The 23,807-nt window shown below is 36.5% G+C and carries 14 protein-coding genes; 7 read left to right on the top strand and 7 right to left on the bottom strand.

Annotation, left to right across the window (positions count from 1 at the left end; translation table 11 throughout):
• Positions 1 to 19: 19 nt before the first annotated feature.
• Entirely contained in the window at positions 20 to 937 is a 918-nt protein-coding gene (locus tag AAC073_RS07980) for a DUF4097 family beta strand repeat-containing protein (RefSeq protein ID WP_339923327.1), read from the top strand.
• A 56-nt stretch (positions 938 to 993) separates the two neighbouring features.
• Here the strand turns inward: AAC073_RS07980 and AAC073_RS07985 are convergent, their stop codons facing one another.
• Together AAC073_RS07985 and AAC073_RS07990 are read right to left on the bottom strand one after the other, a co-directional pair.
• Positions 994 to 1,479, bottom strand: coding sequence for a hypothetical protein (locus AAC073_RS07985; RefSeq protein WP_339923328.1), 486 nt, complete (start codon positions 1,477 to 1,479; stop codon positions 994 to 996).
• 26 nt (positions 1,480 to 1,505) lie between these two features.
• On the bottom strand, positions 1,506 to 2,603 hold the full coding sequence (locus AAC073_RS07990; protein ID WP_339923329.1) for a ferredoxin--NADP reductase: 1,098 nt from the start codon (positions 2,601 to 2,603) through the stop codon (positions 1,506 to 1,508).
• 325 nt (positions 2,604 to 2,928) lie between these two features.
• On the opposite strand from AAC073_RS07990, the gene AAC073_RS07995 reads away from it, so the two are divergent.
• Positions 2,929 to 3,675, top strand: coding sequence for a DUF4397 domain-containing protein (locus tag AAC073_RS07995; protein ID WP_339923330.1), 747 nt, complete (start codon positions 2,929 to 2,931; stop codon positions 3,673 to 3,675).
• A 133-nt stretch (positions 3,676 to 3,808) separates the two neighbouring features.
• The gene (gene purB / locus AAC073_RS08000; RefSeq protein ID WP_339923331.1) at positions 3,809 to 5,152 is read left to right on the top strand and encodes an adenylosuccinate lyase; all 1,344 of its coding nucleotides are present in this window, start codon (positions 3,809 to 3,811) and stop codon (positions 5,150 to 5,152) included.
• A 161-nt stretch (positions 5,153 to 5,313) separates the two neighbouring features.
• On the opposite strand, the gene AAC073_RS08005 is transcribed toward purB, so the two are convergent.
• From AAC073_RS08005 to AAC073_RS08025, 5 genes are all read right to left on the bottom strand, one after another.
• Entirely contained in the window at positions 5,314 to 7,362 is a 2,049-nt protein-coding gene (locus AAC073_RS08005) for an alginate lyase family protein (protein ID WP_339923332.1), read from the bottom strand.
• A 100-nt stretch (positions 7,363 to 7,462) separates the two neighbouring features.
• A complete protein-coding gene (locus tag AAC073_RS08010; RefSeq protein WP_339923333.1) occupies positions 7,463 to 8,005 on the bottom strand; it encodes a HEAT repeat domain-containing protein in 543 nt (180 codons plus the stop codon).
• Between the two features lie 168 nt (positions 8,006 to 8,173).
• Positions 8,174 to 8,344 (bottom strand): Arc family DNA binding domain-containing protein, encoded by a 171-nt coding sequence (locus tag AAC073_RS08015; protein ID WP_339923334.1) that lies wholly within the window; start codon positions 8,342 to 8,344, stop codon positions 8,174 to 8,176.
• A 5-nt stretch (positions 8,345 to 8,349) separates the two neighbouring features.
• Positions 8,350 to 8,832 carry a hypothetical protein gene (locus tag AAC073_RS08020; protein ID WP_339923335.1) on the bottom strand — a complete coding sequence of 161 codons (483 nt, stop codon included), beginning with the start codon at positions 8,830 to 8,832 and terminating at the stop codon, positions 8,350 to 8,352.
• A gap of 3 nt (positions 8,833 to 8,835) precedes the next feature.
• Positions 8,836 to 9,684, bottom strand: a complete 849-nt coding sequence (locus AAC073_RS08025; RefSeq protein WP_339923336.1) for an SPFH domain-containing protein — start codon at positions 9,682 to 9,684, stop codon at positions 8,836 to 8,838.
• Positions 9,685 to 10,120: 436 nt separating this feature from the next.
• Between AAC073_RS08025 and AAC073_RS08030 the strand changes: the two genes are divergently transcribed.
• The 4 genes from AAC073_RS08030 to AAC073_RS08045 all read left to right on the top strand — a co-directional run bounded on the left by AAC073_RS08030 (position 10,121) and on the right by AAC073_RS08045 (position 23,737).
• Positions 10,121 to 11,350: an MFS transporter gene (locus AAC073_RS08030; protein WP_339923337.1), complete on the top strand. Its 1,230-nt coding sequence runs from the start codon at positions 10,121 to 10,123 to the stop codon at positions 11,348 to 11,350.
• A 159-nt stretch (positions 11,351 to 11,509) separates the two neighbouring features.
• Entirely contained in the window at positions 11,510 to 12,628 is a 1,119-nt protein-coding gene (locus AAC073_RS08035) for a mechanosensitive ion channel family protein (RefSeq protein ID WP_339923338.1), read from the top strand.
• A 945-nt stretch (positions 12,629 to 13,573) separates the two neighbouring features.
• A complete protein-coding gene (locus AAC073_RS08040) occupies positions 13,574 to 18,145 on the top strand; it encodes a malectin domain-containing carbohydrate-binding protein (RefSeq protein WP_339923339.1) in 4,572 nt (1,523 codons plus the stop codon).
• Positions 18,146 to 19,099: 954 nt separating this feature from the next.
• Positions 19,100 to 23,737, top strand: a complete 4,638-nt coding sequence (locus AAC073_RS08045) for a malectin domain-containing carbohydrate-binding protein (RefSeq protein ID WP_339923340.1) — start codon at positions 19,100 to 19,102, stop codon at positions 23,735 to 23,737.
• Positions 23,738 to 23,807: the final 70 nt, after the last annotated feature.

A 23,807-nucleotide genomic window follows, 5' to 3' on the forward strand; every position in this document is an offset into this window, starting at 1 on the left:
ACTCACAACCCAAATCACCATGAAGTCACACAATAAATATTTCTTTCTATTCATTACTTTATTATTTATAGGCATTGAATCTTCTAAAGGTCAGGAAATTATTAATAAGTCTTTTTCAGAAATTCAAAAACTTGAAATAAAATCCGGTGCCATTGAAATTCAATATGAAGGAAAAGAGAATGCCAAGCAACTCGATCTTGAGGCTTTTCTAGGCCAAGAAGAAAATGCAGATAAAAATCTTGTTATGATAACGGTTGGCAACACTTTAAAAATTGCTTACAATGGCTCCAATGAACACAGAGGCAGTAAAAAGTACATCAAAATAGACGGCCCTGCTAGCATGCAACTGTCTGTTAAATCAAGCTCAGGATCGGTAGTAATATCTGGGGTAAATGCCCCCTCCCATCAAATTGAAGCAAGTTCAGGACAAGTAAAAGTTTTTGATGTCAAAGGCGACATCCTTTTGAAAGCATCTTCTGGGAATATCCAATTGGCCCATTTAATGGGAAACGTGGATTGCAAGGTCTCTTCTGGAAATGCTTCAATAGAAGATGTAAGAGGCAATTTGAATTTCAAAGCTACTAGCGGACAACTAAAGGCCAATGCCATTTCCGGACTGCTTAATGCACAGCTTACATCTGGAAACATGAAATTGAACCAAATAGGAGAACTTGGTCAACTGGAAATAACTTCCGGTAATATTAAGGCAGAACATGCCGGACTTGGAACAACCACAAGTATGAACGGATCATCGGGCAACATTCATATCACTACCTCAAGTGATTTGAATGATTATAATTTTGAGATGAGAGCCGGAAGCGGAAACATTAAGGTGGGAAATCGCTCAGGCAATAAGTCTATCCACATTCAAAATGGTAAAAGCTCTACGATTAGCGGCAAGGTAGGATCAGGCAATATTTCCATTCAACAACTTTAAATTGAAAATCGCCAATCCTTTGTAAATGTAAAACAAAAGATTGGCGATTGAATTTATCAGTCCTGTTCATCCCTTTTCTGGATATCCATCACCATTTCCTTCTCTTCTCCTTTTAAATGTAACGCATTTACCACCCTATTGGGCATGGGTTTAGACAAGGAAACAAATATTAAGGTTACCGCATAAGCTATAGTGAACCCTTGATTTTCATAAAAAAATAGCCCAAAAGCACTCAATAAGCCTATCCAAAACAAATGCCAATACTTCAAAAAGATAGCTCTGCCATAACCCTTGACTTTCTGATTGATGTCATCAGAAGTTTTTCTAATGGCCTTAATGCGATTGGTATAGGCAACTTGCTGCATTAAAAGCATTGCACTAACAAGCCCTAAAATCACATAGTTAAATACTTGGGGAAGCTCTGGCAAATTAAATTCCAGGTTACCACTTGAAACGTACATATACGCAAAAGCAAATACGGGCAAGGGGATAGCTATTAATATCAAAACATTCCGTTCTAAAACACGGAAGTCTTTTTTCATTAATTTAACTTGATTTTCTGAATTCATCAATCGATTTGAATCTTTACCTCCGAATTAATTGGTTTGGCTGAACAGCAAAGTACATAACCTTCTTCAATTTCATTTTCGCTTAATCCCGCATCCTCATCCATTTTCACTTCACCGGAAAGCAATTTCCCTCGGCAGGCAGTACAAAGCCCACTCTGACATGAATAAGGCATGTTCAAGCCCTCATCCAATCCCGCTTCCAAAATGGTTTTACCAGGGGTTACATCGAAGGAATATTCTTCCCCTTCTAATACTATTTTAACAGGTCTGTCAATTACGCCCTGAAGAGATTCCTCCTCTAAGTTTTCCACTTTATCCAGGTGGAAATTTTCGCTGTGTATAAATTCCTTTTTCACCTCAAGGCGAGTCAAACTTTCCTGAGCAGTTTTCATCATCCCTTCTGGTCCACAGACAAAAAAGCGTTGATTTTCAGAGAAAGAATTAAAATGGGTGGTAAAAAACGCATTCACTTTCGCTTGATCCAGCCTTCCTTTTTCACCTTCCCATCCTGGTTGAGGCTGTGTCAGATTGTGAGATACATGAAGTTTCTCAGGATATTTTTCAGCAAGTGCCTTTAATTCCTTATCAAAAATAATCATGTCCTGTGACCGACTGCAATACAATAAGTGTACAGTAGATTTTGGTTCATTGACCAGAATCGATTTGATTATACCCATAACAGGCGTAATTCCACTACCACCAGCAAACATCCCATATTTTCTCTGGTTTTGAGAATGGTAATCTGAAACAAAATGCCCCAATGGCTTCATTACCGTAACCCTCTTACCAGGAACAAAGGTATCATTAACAAGGTTTGAGACCAGGCCTCCTTCCAGTCTTTTAACAGTTATGCCTGGAAACGGGTCAATAAAGGGTGAAGTTGATAGACTGTATGATCTCCTCTCCTGTTTCCCATTAATCTCAACAATAAGGGTAAGAAATTGACCTGGTAGGTATTCCATGATAGGATCCGGCTGATCAAAGTAGACAGTTACCGTATCAGATGTTTCTTTTACAGTTTCTCTAATTCTAAGCGTAAGGTAATGATCATCTTTTTCGAGATCATTTTTTTTATTTTTAAAGAGTTTAAACAGCATTCTTATATTCGGAATAGTTTGTAAAGCAATTCATGCAAAATTAACATACTCTTTTCCAATTACCTATTAGGAGAAAAAATACTTAGCAAACTTTAACCTGAAAAAAAGCATTAGCTGATATTAATCATGTCTATTACCCTTCAGAATCAGTTAATATTTGCCTTTGTCAAGCTCATCCCACAAATTCCTTTATAGGATTAAGTTTACCTCATCGATGCTCCCAGATAATTAATTGACCAATTACCTTTAACTTTTTTTCAGCACGATGTAGCACTTGAATACTTCTTCTCGTACTGGCATTACAAGACTAAACAACTATAACAGTATGAATGCAAAAATAAATAACTTGAAGAAATGGCCAAGGTTAAGGGGAAAACAATTCCTAATGTTGTTGATGATTCCGTTTACTTTTTCTTGCTTGGACGTGAACGATGATGACCTTAATCAATCTCCGAATACCCCCACCGCATATGTTTCCTTCTACAATGGAACCAATGCCACCGCTGACATCAAAATCAAAGTAGACAGTACGGTTTATGATAGAAAACCATTTGATTTTGGCAACTATATTGACTATTGGTATTTTTATACCGGTGACCGAAATTTTTCATTTATTGACATTGAATCGGGCCAATCGGTATTGGATACAGCAGTGAAACTTGAAGTAGAAAAGGTATACTCTTTTTTCATGGCAGAAAAAGAAGATGACTTTACTACGCTATTTGTAGAAGACAGCCTAGAATTGCCTGTTAGTGGAAAAGCACTTGTTCGGCTTGTTCATTTGGCATCAGATGGGCCGGAAGTAACTTTATACCAGAGAGACAAGGAAGACGCTATCATAGAAGGCCTTCCCTACATGGAAATCACTGATTTCATCAATGTTGATCATGGTGAAACAGACTTAATCCTGAAATCTCCTGGCAATGACCTTGATGAACTGGTACGCCTAAATGATGTAAACTTGAGGGAGGGAAGAATTTACACCCTTGTGGTCAGAGGGAAAGTTCAGGCAGCCAGCAATTCATCTGAGGCACTCCGAATTCAATTGATACGAAACTATCCCAACTATTAATTAATACAACAATGTTTATTTTAAGGGACTTCTGGAGACAGAAGTCCCTTTTATTTTATATTAATTCAATGATAGCCTCGTCTTTTGAAGAATAACAATTATTTTTGTCCCTCAATTGAATTATACACCTATTATGAAACTCAATCCTCTTACCGCAATCTCTTCAATAGATGGCAGATATGCCTCTAAAACCAGCCCTTTAATGGCCTATTTTTCTGAATATGCATTGATTCGGTACAGGGTGAAAGTTGAGATTGAATATTTTATAGCACTTTGTGAATTACCGCTGCCTCAGCTAAGCAGTGTAAAACCGGAACAATTTGAGCGAATCAGATCTATAGAAAAGGAATTTACTGAAGCTGATGCGCAGGCCATCAAGGACATTGAAAAAGTAACCAATCATGATGTCAAAGCAGTAGAGTATTTTTTGAAGGATAAATTCACAGCTTTGGGACTAGAAGGTGTAGTAGAGTTTATTCACTTTGGCTTGACCTCTCAAGACATCAACAATACTGCTGTGCCCATGATGTACAGGGACGGCATTAAGGCGGTCATAATGCCTGCATTGCTACAGGTTCAAGAAAAAATTCAAGCGCGTGCTGAAGAATGGAAAGCCGTACCGATGTTGGCCAAGACACATGGGCAACCAGCATCCCCTACTCGACTAGGCAAGGAATTTGAAGTATTTGTTAGCCGCCTATCTGCGCAATTGGAATTGCTAAATGCGATCCCTTTCGCTGCGAAATTTGGTGGCGCAACTGGCAATATGAATGCACACCATGTCGCTTTCCCAGAAATTGATTGGAATAACTTTGCAAACGATCTGGTTTCTAAAAACTTGGGATTGAGTAGAAGCTATCCAACCACCCAGATCGAGCATTATGATCATTTTGCGGCACACTTTGATGGCCTGAAAAGAATCAATACCATACTTCTTGATTTTAGTAAAGACATTTGGCAGTATGTTGCCATGAATTACTTCAAACAAAAGATAAAAGCTGGAGAAGTAGGCTCATCTGCTATGCCACACAAGGTCAACCCTATAGATTTTGAGAATGCAGAAGGCAACTTAGGAATAGCCAATGCTTTGTTAGAACACTTATCTGCTAAACTCCCCATCAGTCGTCTGCAAAGAGACTTGACGGACAGTACTGTATTGCGTGTTATAGGAGTACCGTTGGCACATATGCAAATTGCTTTCCTATCCCTTGACAAAGGAATTGGAAAACTGGAATTGAACCAGTCGGCCATAGAAAAAGATTTGGATGAGAATTGGGCAGTAGTAGCTGAAGCAATTCAAACGGTTCTCAGAAGAGAAGGATTCCCAAAGCCTTATGAGGCACTTAAAGCACTCACTCGAACACACGAAAAAATCACACAAAATTCAATCAGCGAATTCATTGGTGGCCTTGCTGTTTCGGAAGAAGTAAAGACAGAATTAAAGAAAATAACGCCATTTAATTATACTGGACTTTAATCCATTAAACACTGTATTAAATTTTCGATTTCCTTTAACCCGCTGATTTCTATCAAATTACACAATAAAGGCTTGTTTCTACCTAAGAAACAAGCCTTTATTGTATTGGAATTAAGTCACTCTAAAAAAACGTACAAACAATTCTTCTAGCAAATCAATGCTTATCGTTTTTCAAATCTTAAATCTTCACTCTTTTCAAAAGGAACAGTGAGGTCCCAGGTATCGCCCTTAAAATTTACTTCTAATTTCAACCCACTATTGGTTTCAGCTACAATTTTTGCTCGCGTCACGAGCCTATCACCATTGCCAGCCGAAGGGATTAACAACCACACGAAAGTTGAGCCTTCCGCTATATCACTGGTATAAATACTAGCAATATTTGGTTCGTACAGGTTGTATTCAGGACTATACCAGCCTTGAATTTCCGGTTTTTCCTGACCTTTAATCATCTCTATGTCAAATGAGGTATTGCCAACAGGCATCACCTCAAGGCTTCCTTCAGCATAACTTCCTACTACAGAATTGCCAAATTGTTTGACCTCCGCATCAGGATGCCAATGCCACAAAGTACTGATTGACCTTGCTTGGTCGGTAGAAATTTTATCTACCACCACCCAGAATTCACCTCTAACATAAAAAAGGCTCCTATTATGGTTTGCTTGTCCTTCCAGTCCAATGAATTCTCCAAAGGAAGAAGAGGCAAAATCATACTCCTCGGTGATTTCTACTGTATTGCTGTCAACTGGCTTCTCTACCAACCGAGGTCCATCCTTTTGAACTTTACCGTCAATTAAAACTAAATTATGTCCTTTACTACTAAGGGCATAAGGACGGAATTTTTCAGCAACTTCACCGGTATAGGCATACCTTCCTGCATCTACAAGAAAGTCTTTTCCAAAAGCTGAAACGGACAAATGCAATTTATCATTGTGCTGGTGACCGCTTCCCCAAGGACCAATGTCAAAAAAGGACCAATGAGCCATGGAATCATAACCACTCCTGGAAATTAGTTGACCTGCCCAAGGCAACAAATAGGATGGCCCCTCCATTGGTTTTTCACCCTTACTCCCATTACTAGCCAAATAGGCCCATTCTGGGTGATTGTATTTTTCAGCAGCGCTTAAAATAATAGCGCGATCACTACCTCTGTCACCATCGTTATTCAATATTCTATGTCCATCTGGCCTAATCGCTTTTGCAATGTACCCGTACATGTCTTCAATCGTTTGGTTAAAATATTCCGGAAGCTCCCTTCCGGCTTCATCACACAGGGTCTTAAACAATTCAAAACTTACCATTGACACATTGTGATAATGGGAAGAAAGTTCTGTTTGAACACCATCTGGGTAAATCTGCCCTCTCATACTTTCAGTCATTGTTTCTACTGCATAGTCCATCCACTCAGTAGAAGCTTTGTACTCCGGAAAGTAAGCGACTACGGTAGCGAGGGAGGATATTTCCATTGTCAACCAATTGTTCCCTCCATGGAAATTCCTATTGTAATGGGCATGATCAGGAAGGCTACTTAAGATTAACAACCTGGTGGCTGGAGAGATATAATCACTTTCAAGCATGCCGTAAAACACCCTTGACCAGACCTTTACTCGGGCGGCTACCTCAAGTCCTCGCCAAATAGATTCTCCTTTTTTTTCAGCTGGATAAGGCATGCTGGCCAAAATAAAATCTCTTAAAAACAGGTCCATGTATTCGGCATATTTCGGGTTTCCGGTTTCAAAGTATGCCCCCATCACATTGGAAAGTTGGGTATGGCGATTTGAAAGCCAGGCCCATTCTTTGTCATTGTTCGGTCCTTTATAATACCAGTCCCGATGGCCATTCTCAAGTAAGGGTACTTTTCCTTTTACATTTTGAATTGTAAACACATCATTTAAAATAGTATCAGTCCCGGTTATATTATTAGCAGTTACTTTAGGTAAAGCCTTGCGCAAGCCTAATGCATTCTGAGATGTTTTATAATAGGCCAATAATTCGTTTGCAGCTCGCTCCCAATCCCCTTTAGCGCTTGCCGCTTTAACTTTCTCTAAACCCTTTAGGTCTAAATCCAAATGATCAAATATTCCTTTTACTGTCTCAGGATAAGACTGGTATAAATCTTTCACTGTTGTAATGTCTTTCCAGTTTTGCTGTGCAAAGGACACCTGAAATACTAGTGAAAATAAAATCAAAAAAAGGCAATTCTTGGTTTTCATTGGGTTCATTATTTTTCAAATTAGGTAAAACTTCACTATAGTGATTTAAGCATTAACGGAAGTAGTAAATGCTTAATTACTCAGAAAGTTGGGGATATTACTACTCTTCTTCTTCAAGGATTTCCTTCAATTCTTTTAAGATTGTTCCAGCTTCGGCTTTTATCAATTCAAATCCATCATTATTTGAGGCATTGTTAAGAAAATGATTCCAATGCTTTTCTGCTTTTTTTAAGGTTCTAGGAGTAATGTCAAACTCTGCATAGTCAAGGTGGACCTTTGCGAGTGATGAGGATTTAAAATTCCCAAAAATGTAAATGCGAAATAGGTCTACAAACTTATCAATGATATCAAATTCTTCTACCAGAGACACCAACCCCCCATTGTTTTGCTGATTGGCAGGAAGATGAATCACTTCAAAAAGGGCATCCAAAGTAGCAGATTTATTGTCCATCATGGCAAGCACTCTTGTAGCCAGAAAAGCGTCATCCATATCACCGGTTTTTAGCACATGAATCAATTTTTCATGTACTTCACTACCACCAATTCTAACCAGTTGATCGCCATATTTCATGGGTTCTTCCTTCGCTTTATCAAGAAGGTTGTCTATTAATTTATAAATATTACTTTTTTCAACACTTTCCATATACGTGTAATAATTCGTTCATAACGGTAGCAAGCTAAACAACCTACTTATCTCCACTGCTGTACTCTTTAATTTCGTTTTTCAATGAAGTATTTAATACCCTTTCAACAAGTGTATTAAAAAATCATATTTGTCATTACGGTCCTATTTATTTAAAAACTTTCGATTTCACTTGTCTTCCTCTTTTGATTTCGGTAACCTGCCTGCTTTTTTTAAAGCGTCATGAATCAACCATTCCAATTGTCCATTAGTGCTTCTGAACTCGTCTGTAGCCCATTTTTCCATGGCTTTCATCAGCCGTTCATCTATGCGCAGTGCAAAAGGTTTTTTCTGTGCCATAAATATTACCTTTCACGTCTCCATTCTTCCCAAGCCTCCAGAATTTTACCTGGATTACGGGTACTCCATACAAAACTACTACCTTTCACTGAGACCCTCACTACATGTGGGGTACTGAATAAGTATTTCCACTCCCCTTTTAGATCATAATGAAAGCCCAAGCCTCCGCCTGCCCATATTGAGGCTTTCTTAATTTGTTGAATATCCTTTATCTCCTCCCACTTGTACTTTCTCCAGGTATTAATAAAAGGAGGACTTTTATAAGAAAGACCAATGGCGTCTAACCTGATCACAAGCTTCATACTAACGATCAACCAACCAATAAGAAAAGAAGCAGACATAACAATCGCCAATCCCATATAAATCGAAGGATCTCCTGCCTCCACCAAGCCATTTAGTAAAGCCACGACAATTACCAACAGATGGATACCAAAGAATAAAGGAACAAACCAAGTGTCCTTTAATGCTTGCGACTCATTGTATACCATAGCCTAATGATTTAATGAGCCTACATTTACAACTGGACTTGCGTTTTTATCCGAACACAATACCACCATTAGATTACTTACCATTGCTGCCTTTTTATCATTTTCAAAATCGACAATCCCTTTTAGTTTAAGATCCTCCAGAGCCATCTCCACCATCCCCACTGCTCCATCTACTATCATCCTTCTGGCAGCCACAATTGCGGTTGCCTGCTGACGCTGCAACATGGCAGATGCAATTTCTGATGAGTAGGCTAAATGAGAAATTCTAGCCTCAATAACCTTGATACCTGCATGCTGCAACCTAGCACTTATCTCATCTTCAAGGGATTTGTTAACATCTTCAACTCCTGAACGGAGGGTCACTTCTGCATGCTCGTCTTCAAAATTATCATAAGGATAAGTTCCTGCCATTTTCCGAACAGCAGCGTCAGCTTGCAAATGCACGAAATTCTCATAATCATCAACATCAAAAGAGGCCTTAAAGGTGTCAGCGACTTGCCACACCACAATGGTACCTACCATTACTGGGTTACCGATTTTATCATTCACTTTTAAAGGTTTATTCTCAAAATTACGAACCCTTAAAGAGATTTTCTTTTTCGTCATGAAAGGTATTACCCAAAAAAAACCGTCGTTTTTTACCGTTCCCTTGTAGGAGCCGAAAAGCAAAAGTACCATTGCCTTATTTGGTTCAACAATAAAAAACCCTGGTAAAATAAAAATCAGTACGATTACACCAGGCACAAAAAGAAAGGGGATTTTACCCATAAATGCAAATACAAGGAAGGCCAGCACGCAGAAAGCCAGGAATACCATAAAGTATCCAGATTGAGGTTTAATTGTCTTTTCCATATTGTTTAGATATTATTTTGATATCATTTCAAATTTAAAAAAATAAGTCATAAATACAAAAAATATTTCCGTACGGCTTTTTCTTACAACCTGATTTACAAGCATAAAAAAAATAGAAAATAGGCAAAGACTATTCTTAAATCTCCATAACACCCAGAATCCAACGGGTAGAAAATTCCATAAAAACACAATCATCAAAGATAAAACCTTACAGTTTATGGAAAGAAATAGCCACCACATAAAAGCTATTCGAATAGAAAAAAGAATATCAAACATGTAAGACACATACATTCAAGCGATTAAATGTATATTCAGCAAAATTTTAATGATAATTTATACAAAAGGACAGAAGGTAGATTCATTTTTTTTTATATTGTCCAATTATTTTGAACAACCATCTAAAAAAAAAGTATATAAACTTCTAAACCCAAATTCAATGAACGAAAACATTAACAAAAGCGCACTCTTTAACGGGAGTTGCTTTGCCCTGATTACCACCGCTTTTACCTTTAGTATTCGAGCTGGTATTCTACCTGAGCTTGGCGAAGAATTCGGATTATCCGCAACCCAATTAGGATTTATTAATTCAATGTGGTTTTTAGGTTTTCCTATTTCCATGATTATTGGTGGTATTGTTTACCACTCTTTTGGACCTAAAAACATAATGAGAGTGGCATTTGTAGCCCATACTCTAGGTATTTTATTGACCATTTATGCTGGTGGCTATACCACCTTATTGATTTCCACTTTATTCATAGGATTTGGAAATGGTTGTACGGAAGCAGCATGTAATCCTATGATTGCCGACATGTACTCCGGGGTGAAAATGAATAAGATGCTCAACAGGTTCCACATGTGGTTCCCAGGTGGTATAATGATAGGCGCCTTAATTTCTACTTTCATGACTGGATTGAACTTAGGATGGGAAGCCCAAATGTGGATCACCATGGTTCCAACTGTTATATACGCTTATTTATTCTTTGGGAAAGCATTTCCAAAAGCAAAAGTGGAAGGTTCAACCTCTCTCCTTAATAACTTTAAAGCTTTATTTAGCCCAGTTTTCTTATTCCTCTTCGTTTGTATGGCACTTACTGCCATTTCAGAATTTGGACCTCAACAGTGGGTGAATATCATTTTGGCCAACAGTGGTGCAAATGCCATGATCATATTGGCCTTGACTACCGGAGTAATGGCAGTAGCAAGGTTCTTTGCAGGACCTGTTGTAGCCAAACTTGGTCAAACTGGTGTTTTATTATTAGGAGCTATTTTAGCCACAATAGGCATATACCTTTTCAGTATTGTAACTGGACCGGCAGCCTATTTCGTAGCTGTAATATTTGCCCTGGGAGTAGCTTATTTCTGGCCTGTCATGGTGGGTGCAGTTGCGCAAAGAGTTCCACTTAGTGGCGCATTGGGCTTATCTATCATAGGTGGTGTTGGTATGTTTTCTACTGCGATATTCCAATCTATAATCGGTGGGTGGATTGATTCAGCCAGAGCTGAATCAAGTGCAGAAGGTTTAACTGGAGATGCTTTAGAACTAGCCGCCGGACAAGCCACGCTTCAAAACATGGCTTTCTTCCCCATAATACTAATTGTTCTCTTTACAATTTTCTTTTTCTGGCAAAAAAACTCTAAAAAGACAGATGCAGTAAGTCCTGTATAATCTCAGGAAATTCATTATAAAAATAAAAGGAGTCACAATATTTGTGACTCCTTTTATTTTTACCAAAAACCATATTTAAAGTGCTTTTTTTGAACCATTCCTATGAAATATACGGTTATACTACTTTAAAATTCCATAAACCACCAAACCACCACCAATATGTTAGACGATTACCTATCAATAGAACTCTGGAACAATACTACAAAGGATTATTTAATGGCGATGGGCTTTATTGTTCTTGGTATTCTAATTGTTCGAGTATTTAAAAAAACCTTATTAAAGAAACTCAAAAAGCTGACTCAAAGGACGGATACGCATTTCGATGATTATTTGGTTGAAGCCATAGAAAAATTTGTTATCCCTGCCCTTTATATTTCTATTGTATTTTTCGGAATAAAAACCCTAACGATTTCTGATAATTTAAGAAACATTATTTCCAATACTCATACAGTAGTACTTGCCTATTATATTATAAGGCTTGTTTCCAGGGTTCTGATATTATTGTTAAAAACCTGGGTAAGCGAACAAGAAAATGGCCAAGAAAAAGTAAAGCAAATAGGCGGCATAATCCTTATTATCAACGTATTGATATGGGGAATTGGTTTTTTATTCCTCTTTGATAATCTAGGCTATGACGTCACTGCTATAGTCACAGGTATGGGTATTGGCGGTATTGCTGTAGCTTTAGCTGCACAGAATATACTAGGTGATTTATTCAACTATTTTGTAATCTTTTTCGACCGACCTATCGAAATTGGAGACTTCATTGTTATAGATGATAAAAACGGAATTGTAGAGAAAATTGGCATTAAAACAACCCGAATCAAAACACTTTCCGGGGAACAACTTGTCGTCGCCAACAGTGATTTAACAAGCTCTAGAATTCACAATTATAAAAAAATGCAAAGGAGGAGAATCCTTTTTGCCGTAGGAGTTAGTTATGAAACCAATACAAACGATCTAAAACAAATACCAGAGATACTTAAGGAAATCGTTAACCATCAGAAACCCATAACCTTTGACAGGGCTCATTTTAAAGAATTTGGAGATTCCAGCTTAAACTTTGAAGTGGTTTATTTCATAGAAGATGCTGCCTACAACACTTATATGGACATTCAACAACAAATCAACTTTGAAATTTTTGACAAATTCCAATCTATGGGTATATCCATTGCCTTCCCTACACGTACCTTGTATCTCCGAAATGAAAATGATCAAAAACTTAAAATAGAATCGGCGTCAAATAACGTTAGCAAAAGCACGGAAATGGATAATTAGTTTGAATGGAATCCTAAAAGGAACAGTGGGAGGTGCGATTTATCATTGCTTAAATAATCAACTTAAGCTTCTATTAGAACTATTATTCCGCTAACGATTGATCATAGGTTAACACCTCCAATAATTCAAGTGATTAACCTCAAAATAAATTAAAAAATTAGGCAAGAATTAAATCGATAAGGGCTGTAAAGTTTTAAAAGTTAAATGAATTTAATTCTAATATTTTTATTCGAATGGCGGAGCTATTATAATGGCTTGAAACATTCTGTAAGGTCACCAACAACCTCAAAATGTCCATCCCTACTTCTAATTGGATTGCCACTACTTGTTTTAATTAACAAACTGTTAAACTAAATAGGTATGATTTCCAAAGAATATTATAAACTAATCCGTTAATACAGCAATACAAAAATTTGCTTAATATTTTTTCGCCAAATGTTTATTCTTTCACCAATAATTTCATAAACTTGTTGAAGAAATAAACAGTTTGTGGGAACTAACCCCACATACTTAAATAATTAATTGCCCAACAATCAAATCTGAAAAAATAATTAAAATAATCAAACATTATTAATTTGCATGTTAAATGCATTTTAATTAGTATTACATGCTTAAATATAGATGTGAAATTAATTATAAGCCAATTTACGTCTCTAAAAGCAGTATTTGAAATTATTTTATTTAGACATAAAGCCAAAAGTAAATTTTTGGTACGAAATTTCATTGCACAATCATGCCATCGCAAACATTTAATTACCCAAGCGATAGCAAAAAATAGAGTGAGAATAATCAAGTTAGAAGAGAGGGTTCATGTGGAGAAGGCCAACTATTATATTCCACTTGAATTACCTGCCCGAATCTTAGGATTTCGGGTGATAATTTATATTTATTTTCAAACCTAAGTTGCTTATATATTAACCAACCACCAATTAAATACGATTACAAATGAATACCACTTTACCAAAACTAATTCTGTGTTTCGGTCTTTTCCTCCTGAGCATTATGGCCAATGCTACAAACTATTATTTTTCCAATCAAAGCGGAAATGACTCCAGGAGTGCTACAGAAGCTCAAAACCCCGACACTCCCTGGAAGAGTATTAACAAATTGAATGCCATTTTCTCTAATTTAAAGCCTGGTGACGGTATTTATTTTAAAAGAGGAGAAGTATTCTATGGCACTATCAAAGTAAAAGAAGGAGGTTCTCCCGGTAACCCCATTAAGATTGATGCTTATGGCTCTGGAGCGAAACCAATAATTACCTCCTTCGAAAAAGTAACAGGATGGAAATCTATTGGAAATGGCCGGTATGAAAGCACAAACGCTTTTTCAAACTTTGAATCTAATATAGTTACGATAGGCGGGCAAATTTATGAAAGAGGAAGGTACCCAAACAGCGATGCTTCAAACGGTGGGTACTTAACAATCTCTTCCTCATCAGGTAACTCTTCGGTCACTAGCAATGAACTGTCTTCGGGATCGAACTACAGCAACGCTGAAGTAGTAATTAGAAAAAACCAGTGGATTCTGGACAGGCATCAAATCAACTCCGTTTCTGGAGGTAAAGTAAATTATAATGGTTCAGGGGCATATTCTCCTTCAGAAGGGTATGGATTCTTCATACAAAACCACCTTTCCACCTTGGATAAATTTGGCGAATGGTTCTATAATAGCAGCAGAAAATTAAACGTCTATTTTGGAAATACAAATCCAAATAACAGAGAGGTTTTGGTAAGTACCTTAGAAAATCTGCTTGTCAAAGACTACAATGTAGATCATATTTTAATCCAAAACCTTCACTTTAAAGGTGCCATAAAAGATGCTATCTATATTGGTGAAGGCAAGGACATTGTTCTAAACAACTCTGAAGTCGAATTTTCTGGAGAAAATGGTATTACTTCGTTGAACATTAGCGACTTGGTTATAAAAAATTGCAGAGTTAATTATTCATTGAATACTGGATTGAATTTGAGGTACGGGAATGACAATGCCGTCATAAGAGACAATATTATTGAAAACAGTTTCCCATTTAATGGTGGTAGCCAAAATCAAGACAATAATGGTAATGGTATTTTGATATCTGGGAATAACATTCTTATTGAAAATAATACTATTAAGCAAACAGGTTTCAATGGCATTCACTTTAGTGGAAATAATATTTCAATTAAAAACAATTTAATTCAGGAGTTCTGTCTTTTGAAGAATGATTGTGGTGGTATCTATACTTTTGGAGGCAAAACGATTACTAACTTCAGCAATCGGGTCATTGAAAGCAATATAATTTTGGATGGTCTATCAACGAATAATGGCACTCCCCACCACGAATCTGCAACCCATAATCCACAGGGTAGCGGAATTTTCCTAGATGACAATGTAAATGGTGTAACAGTAATTAAGAATACCATCGCCAATACAAATTACTCAGGTATTAAGGCTTCTAATAACTTCAATGTTACCGTTAAAGAAAATACATTTTACAATTCCTATATTCAAGCCCTTGTTGGCAACAGCGATAGAGGAGCCGACACCAGAAATGTGAATTTTCATGAAAATGTATTTTTCTCCAAATATTCTGATCAATATTCTTACCGAATTAATTCCTTTAAGGACGATTTAGCTAGTTTTGGTAGTTTTAATAATAATTATTTTGCCAGACCTCTTGGTGACAATCATAGTATTTATCTTTCTTATTATAAAAACAATGAAAGAGAAATCAAGATTCAGGATTTGAATGAGTGGAAAAAAAGTTTCAATAAAGACCTTACTTCTTCTATATTCGAGCAAAATGAAGTCAAACCATTTAGCCTCATTAAGTTTTTAGGAAGTTGGCTTTATGATAATATATCATTTAGCAAAAGTATTGATGATTTTAACTGTAACGACTGTACCCAGTCATGGGATTCGAATGGAATATCAGGTGGGTCCATTAAAATCAAGAGCCCTGATTATTCCTCAGCATTGGTGAGGATAGGAAGCGTTAAACAGGACAAAAGTTATGTTGTAAAATTTAAAGCAAAAAGCAATAAAAGTGGATCTTTAAGAGTTGTTTTAAGGTATGCAGGGTCCCCATGGGAAGTTATTTCACCCAGTACAGCGGTGGAGTTAGGCACAGATGTTAAAGAATATTCTGTATTAATTAAACCCTATGCAGATGTTGAAAGTCCGGTAGTTATGTTTATTTCAGATGTTGGTAATTGGGAATACTGGATTGATGATTTACAAATTAAAGAAGCCGATGTAAAGGTTACCAATCCAAATGATGTGTTTTTGTTTGAGTACAATGCATCTAAATCCTCAAAATCTTTGACTTTGGACGGGACTTTTAAAGATACTAAAGGCAAGTCTATTTCAGGAAATATTCAAATAGCGCCTTATTCGTCTGTTTTATTATTAAAAACATCAGATATAAGTACAACCCCACCAGCTACTTTACCTCCACCTGTTGAACAAGAAATAAAAATATCCTCGCCAAGCACCAACAGTAGTTATATTTTAGGAGAAGAGATAAATATCGGAGCTGAAGTAACTCCAGATATTGAGAATATAAATAAGATTGAATTCTACAATGGGGATAAATTAATAGGCCAGACTACAAATCATCCTTATAAATTCACATGGAAGAATGGTACTGAAGGAACCCATCAAATAAATGCTGTTTTGATTAATAATAACAATAATAAAATAGCAACTTCATCTCCTATTTCCATTAAAATAAATAGTGCTGAAGCCGATGGAACTCCTCCTTCTGGTGATGCTTTTTCCCTTCATATAAATATGGGTTCAAACGATAGTAAATCTTTTGATGGAAAAGAATTCACCAATTTAAGTGCTACCGATATTAAAACGGGAAATTACAATAGCCGAGATTTAGATGGAAGTATATATGGTTCTGCCGATTTCAATGAAGAACTTTACTATAGAATACCTGTTCCCAACGGCACCTATACCCTCCAAACATATCACCAAGAGATCCATTTCGGATTAGATGGAGTAAGCGGAGGAAAAGGGAAACGAGTTTTTAGCATTAGCGTTGAAAATCAAACTAAATACGATAAACTAGATTTATACACCTTAAATGGCAATAAAGAGGTTTTACTAACTCATGAAAACATAGTGGTTACAGATGGCTACATGGACATAAGCCTTACAGCCTCTACGAACAATGCTATAATATCTGCGTTTTCCATTATTGAGAAAGGCGTTTCCAATCCTGTTCAGCCTGTCGAAGGAGCGAAATACATAAACGTTGGAGGGCTACTCGATGTAATGCATGAAGGCAATAAATTTGTATCTGATTATTCCACAAAATATTATTCTAATTCTGGAACTTCAGAAAACACCTCAGCAACGGATTTCCCAATATTTGAAACGATTAGATTTGCGGAAAACTTGACCTATAACATACCTGTAGAAAATGGAGTGTATAGAGTAAAAACCTACCACATAGAGAATTATTTTGGTGCCGCCCACCCAGATGGAAAACCTGGTTTGCGAGTGTTTGATATATTCTTGCAGAATCAATTGGTTAAAAATAACCTTGACCTTTATGAACTAAGTGGTAATAAGGAAACCATTTTAGTTTTTGATGAAATAATCGTAAGCAATGGAGAACTTAAAATCGAACTTAAAGCCTCTGTCAACAATTCACTATTATCAGGAATAGCCATCATACCTATGAGCGGCTTATATGATCAATTGGAAAAAGATTCTTTCTTTGTAAATGTAGGGGGTGAAGTGGATACCTATTATAAAGATATAAATTTCGTTTCTGAAAGTAGCATTACGCAAATACCTTCAAATTCACTTAAATACAATGTACCTGAATCTAGTTCAGACCAGCTTTATCAATCTAATCGCTATGGAAAGGAATTAGGTTATAAATTCCCGGTTTCAAACGGTACATATACTGTGGTCACCTACCACAATGAAAATTATTTCGGAGAGATTTCTAATTTCACTGGACCAAACAATAGAGTCTTTGACATCCATATAGAAAACATTAAAGTAAAAGACAATATTGACCTTTACTTAGAAAACTCAAACCGACCAGTTGCGCTTAGATTTGAAAACATTAAAGTATCGGATGGTATTTTAAACCTTAACCTAAATGCCATCAAAAACAATGCTTTGCTATCAGGAATAGCCGTATTCCCAAGTACTAAGGAAAATGCTGGCAATTTGAATTTAAGACAGATTGTAAGTGAAACGGAAGAAATTTCTTCACTTAGTGAATTGAGGGAAAACGCAGTTACCTCCAATTCCTTCAAGAACAAACTGTATCCCAATCCAGCTGTTACTTCTACTACATTAGAATTAGGACAGGATCTGGGTAGGTTCTACATCAGCATTCATAACTTCAACGGTCAATTGATTGATTACTTTGATTCTGAAACGCTTGTAAATACGGATGGTAATTATAACATACCTGTCCACCAGCTTAAGCAAGGTGTATACATTGTAACCCTTTCTACAGAAAGCGAAGTATTGGAGAGGATGAAACTCTCTGTAACACCATAAAAAAACACTTTTTCTTTAAAAGGCCTTGAAAATTTCAAGGCCTTTTTTTTTGCCTATTTTTTTAAACTGGACAACATGCAAAACATTGTTTCAGATTTCCAGCATATACCCTTTGAGTTTGGCAATAGCACAGCCTCTAGGCCTTACGCTAACAAACTCAAACATGCAATAGACCATCTATTATGTGCTGATCCGAGGCGGTAGAGAAAATTAGCTACTTCGTTCCTGTTTTTAATTTCACCATAGCGATGCTATGCTAAACCTCCAACAAGCCTGATTTTCTTGTGGCTTCAACCCTCCCCGTAAACACAGGACAGGCGCCACAATTCCTATTGCATAACCCAGGTTTGAACTCTCCCAAACTCCAAAAGGCCGTTGACTACATAGAAGACGCCCACCATCTTTTTGAATACATAACCATTACTTATCCACTCTGTACAAAGCAGTTACACCACATTTTTATACTTTAAAAAATAGAAACTTTTATTAAATGCGCTTTTCTTCCCTGTTAAATTGATGAATTCCTTCATCCTCATCAGATGGATTGGACGAAATTTACCTACTTCTCTTCCATTACGGAAAATAATTTAAGGAAGTGAAAAAAAACTTAAAAAATTTTCCACTTCCATTTTTTAGATCATCGACAAAATTTAGAATTCCAAAAGCAATATTCAATTCACCTATTGAAATTATTCAATATTTCCTTTCCTCTAGATGATTTCCGGAAACACTTAAAGTTTGTATTTAAGAATTTTATACCGTTTATTATTGAAATGAGATTCATATTTAGAATTTCATTTTGATATATATGAAAATCAAAAAACAAGATTCTTTTAATCGAAATGCCGTTTTAAGACTTCATAAATCAAAAAAAGTAGGATAAAATTAACAAACACCTGAAGAATAAGGTGGATGCAAAAATTGAAAAGAATATAAACTTTAAAATAGAATAAAATGAAAGCGTTATTTTTCTCCATTTCCTTTCTTATTTCCCTAGCCTTATCTATCACGCAAGGGTATGCTACAAATTACTATGTTTCTCAAGAATCAGGAAATGATTCACGATCATTGGCAGAGGCACAAAACCCTGCCACACCATGGAAATCGATTGACAAAATCAATTCTCTTTTCCCATACTTGAAAGCTGGTGATGCTGTTTTTTTTAATAGAGGGGATATTTTTTATGGCACCTTACACATTCAAGCATCAGGATCTACCACCTCTCCTATTAAAATCGGAGCTTACGGGTCTGGAGCAAAACCAGTGATCACTTCTTTGAAAACTGTGAATGGTTGGAAGTCTATTGGAAACGGCGTTTATGAAAGTACTTCATCCATTAACACCAATACGGTAAAGGTTCTTTTAATCAATGGAGAAATTCATGAGATGGGAAGATACCCTAATAGTAACATTGCAAATGAAGGTTATTTAAACATCGAGGAAACAAGTGGTAATTACTTAATTTCCAGTAGCGATTTGAGTGGTTCATCTAGTTGGAATGGCGGAGAAGTTGTCATCAAAAAGAATCAATGGATTATTGATACTCATCAAATCTCTTCACATAGTGGAAATCAAATTCGTTACGATGGTTCAAGCAGCGCATATAAAGCTGAAAAAGAATTTGGTTTTTTCATCCAGAACCACATTAAAACGCTAGATACTTTTGGAGAATGGTATTTTAACCCATCCACTAAAAAAATAAATGTTTATTTCGGTAATAGCAATCCTTCTTCCTTGAAAGTAGAAGTAAGTACTTTACAGAACTTACTGATCAAAGACTATAGGGACGAAAACATTCATATTGAAAACATTCAGTTTAAAGGGGCAAACAACGATGCAATAGAATTAAAAGGCGGAAGAAATATAAGAATAAGTGATTCTGAGATTAGTTTTTCTGGTGAAAATGGCATCCTTGCCTTAAGTGTATTGGACTTGATAATCGAAAGAAATAAGGTCACTAATACCTATAACAACAGTATGTACCTTAGGTATGGCAATGATAACGCAATTATCAGAGACAATGAGATAAAAAAGACTGCTTTGATCGCTGGTAGAACTCAAAATGAAGACGCTGCAGGAATTGGCATATTTGCTTATGGTGAAAAAATATTGGTTCAAAACAATGCCATTATCAATTCTGGATTCAATGGCATACAATTTAATGGTAACTATACGGTAGTAAAAAATAACTTTGTAGATACTTTCTGTCAGATCAAAGGTGATGGCGGTGGGATATACACTTTCGGTGGAGTTCAATACCAAGGTTATAGAGGCAGAAAAATCGAAGGTAACATCGTTGTTAACAGTATCGGAAGCAAAGGTGGCATTCCTGATAAGGGAATTAATTACAAGCCTTTAGCTGAAGGTATATTCCTTGATGACAATTCCAACAACATTGAGATCACTGGCAACACCATTGGAAACACTGAAAACTCTGGTTTGAAAATGTCCAATTCCAACCAAGTCTTGGTTTCAAACAATACATTTTTTAACTCTCATTCTTCCATTACTGTTGGTAACAGCGTAATCGGTGAAGACACAAGGGATGTCAGTATCTTAAATAATCAGTTTTTTGCAAAGACTTCTGATCAAAACTCATATGCTATCAAAACCTACAAAGATGACATTCAATCAATGGGTAGTTTTGATAAAAATTACTTTTTTAGGCCTCTTGGTGATGAGTTCAGTATCCAAAATGAATATGTGAAAAATGGCAAAAAAGAGGCTGCCATAGACAACCTTGAGCAGTGGAGTGATAAATTTGGTAAAGATAAAAACTCGGTAAGTAATTCAGTAGCGCTATCTACTTATACTGTCAATAAAAAAATCGGTTCTAGCTTATATGCTAATTCTTCCTTCGATCGAAGTGTAAGCGATGTATACTGCAGCAATTGTACTAGAGAATGGGAAGTCAATAGCAAAACAAATGGTGGCGCCCTTAAGATCAGCGGTTCAGGATCTAGCGCAGTGAAAGTCAACCTAGGACAATTGAAAAAAGACAAAACCTATTTATTGAAGTTCAACGCTGTGGCCAACAAAGTAGGAAACATTTCGGCTTATTTAAGGTATACTGGTACTCCTTGGGAGAAATTATCTGCCATGACCACTTTCGAAGTAAATACTAGCCTTAATGGTTTTGAAGTGCTTGTTTCTCCCTATGCTGATGTAAATGAAGTATCTCTGTTGATCACCACTACTGAAACGAACTTAACCTATTGGATGGATGATTTGGAATTTGTAGAAGTTGAGGCTTCTTTTATCAACCCTGAAGAAGAAATCGTATTTGAATACAACCCTACTAAAAGCAGCAAAACTATCGCCTTGTCTGGTGAATATGTAAACGCAAAATTAGAAAAATTCTCAGGACAAGTTACGATTCCTGCTTATGGTTCAGTAGTGCTCATCCGAGTTGCCAAAGGGACTGAGATTGAAGATAAAATTGAGATCATCAAAACGCCAAGTATCGATTTGGCCGTGAAGGAGGACCTGGGTCAGATTACTGAAGGAGACAAAATTACTTTGACCAGTGAGGTAACTAACCTAGACAACAATATCGCAAAAGTAGACTTTTATTGTGGTTTAAAATTGGTAGGTTCTTGTGATGAACTACCTTTCGAAGCAGTTATAGCAGAAATTCCTGCTGGAGGAAACTATGTTTGGGCTTCTGTTACAGATAAAGATGGAAATGTTAGTACTTCTTCGGAAATTGAATTTACGGCTGAAAAGAAAGCAGTAGCCATTGTCGAAAGTACACCTATAGAAAGTGGGTCAAGCCAAGTATTGGAAGGGTTTTATTATCATGTTGGTTATGAAGAAACAATAGCTTTCAATGGTCAGGACTTCGAAAAACTAAACAATGAATATTTAGTGACTTCAGGATCAAATGTGTCAGTAAACAATAATGCTAGTGATGACGTTTTATTCCAATTTGGAAGATTTAACAAAACGCTTTTATTTAAAATACCTCTAGAAGATGGGTTATATACGATTAAAACGTATCACAATGAATTGTACTTTGGCCAAAATGGAAGATCCGAAAGGGCTGGACAAAGGGTATTTGATATTGCCATCGAGGGAAAAGTAGTCAAAAACAATCTTGACCTTTACCTGGAAAACAAAAATCAGCAAACTATTCTTTCTTTTAGTAATGTAGAGGTCACTGACGGATTCCTTAACCTGGACCTTAATGCTTCGGCAAACAACAGCCTCATATCTGGAATTGCTATTCTTCCTATGGTATCAGAGACTCCTAAAGCGCCTGAAAAAACCCAATTTACTAAATACCTTAACACTAGCTATCAGGATGCTGTTACTTTTCAAAACAACGTTTTTGTAGCTGGAAGTGAATACATAGACTCACCAAATTCGAAGACTTACACCAATGTAAGTGCTAGCAGCGAAAAAATCTTTCAGTCAGAGCGATATGCTTCTTCATTGAAATTCCTAGTACCAGTAGAGAATGGGACGTATACGGTAAAAACCTTACACAATGAGTTGTATTTTGGAAAAGGTGGGGCTTCAGCCAGAGAAGGCAGAAGGGTGTACGATATCCTGTTGGAAGACAAGGTAGTTAAAGACAATTTCGATCTTTTTACCTACAACAATAACCAACAGACAACCCTTACTTTTGAAGGAATCGAAGTAAAAGACGGCGTATTAAACCTGCAATTGATCGCAAGCGAAAACAATGCTTCCATCTCTGGTATATCGATAATTCAGGAAAGCAAAGAGGCCGCTGAGACCTCTGGTTCTGAACACCTTTTCTTTTTAAATACTGGTGGAAAATCAAATGCAACTTTAAATGGCATCACTTACCTTGCTGAAGCAAATACGGAACAATATTACAACCAAGGGACTGGCCGTTATGATAATTCTAAAATAGCTGTAGAACCTCTTTTCCAGTCGGAAAGAAGTGGTAAAAATCTGAAATACACCATCCCTGTCCCCAATGGCACATACACTGTCTTTACCATGCACAATGAAGTATGGTTTGGATATGCTGGAGGTACTTCTAAAGCGGGTCAGAGAGTCTATGACATTTCTCTTCAAGGCGAGGTATTAAAAAGCAAATTTGACCTATTTGTTGAAAACAACAATGAACCAACTTTATTGTCCTTCGAAAATATCGAAGTAACAAATGGTGCTTTAACCTTGGAATTAAATGCTACAGCAAACAATGCAAGTATCTCTGGAATAGCAATCATTGGAAGTGAGGCAAAAAGTGGGAGTATAGCTACTAATTTAAGAACTGCTCAAAACTCCTTTAATAGAGGCTATAAAGAAATGTACAAAAGGGGTTATAAAGAAATGAATGTCTTCACTGAAACAGTTACTTCTGATGAAATTCGTATCTTCCCTAACCCTGCTAAAGGAAGAGCTACTTTGGAACTTAATGCTGAAATTGGTCAAGGAAGAGTTCTTATTCACAATATGAACGGTCAATTGGTTAGCCATTTCGATCTAGGCGGGATCCAAACTTCAACCAATCAGTTCAATATTCCACTTGACAATCTTTCTCAAGGCGTCTATCTCGTAAGTATTAGCAACGAGCAAACCATCATTAATAAGCAAAGGCTAATCGTCAATCCTTAATAAAGCAATTACCATAAAAAAGGTCTCTGAATAAATTTCAGAGACCTTTTTTTTTGATCATAAAGAAACC

Source organism: uncultured Cyclobacterium sp. (assembly GCF_963977555.1).
Lineage (GTDB): Bacteria > Bacteroidota > Bacteroidia > Cytophagales > Cyclobacteriaceae > Cyclobacterium.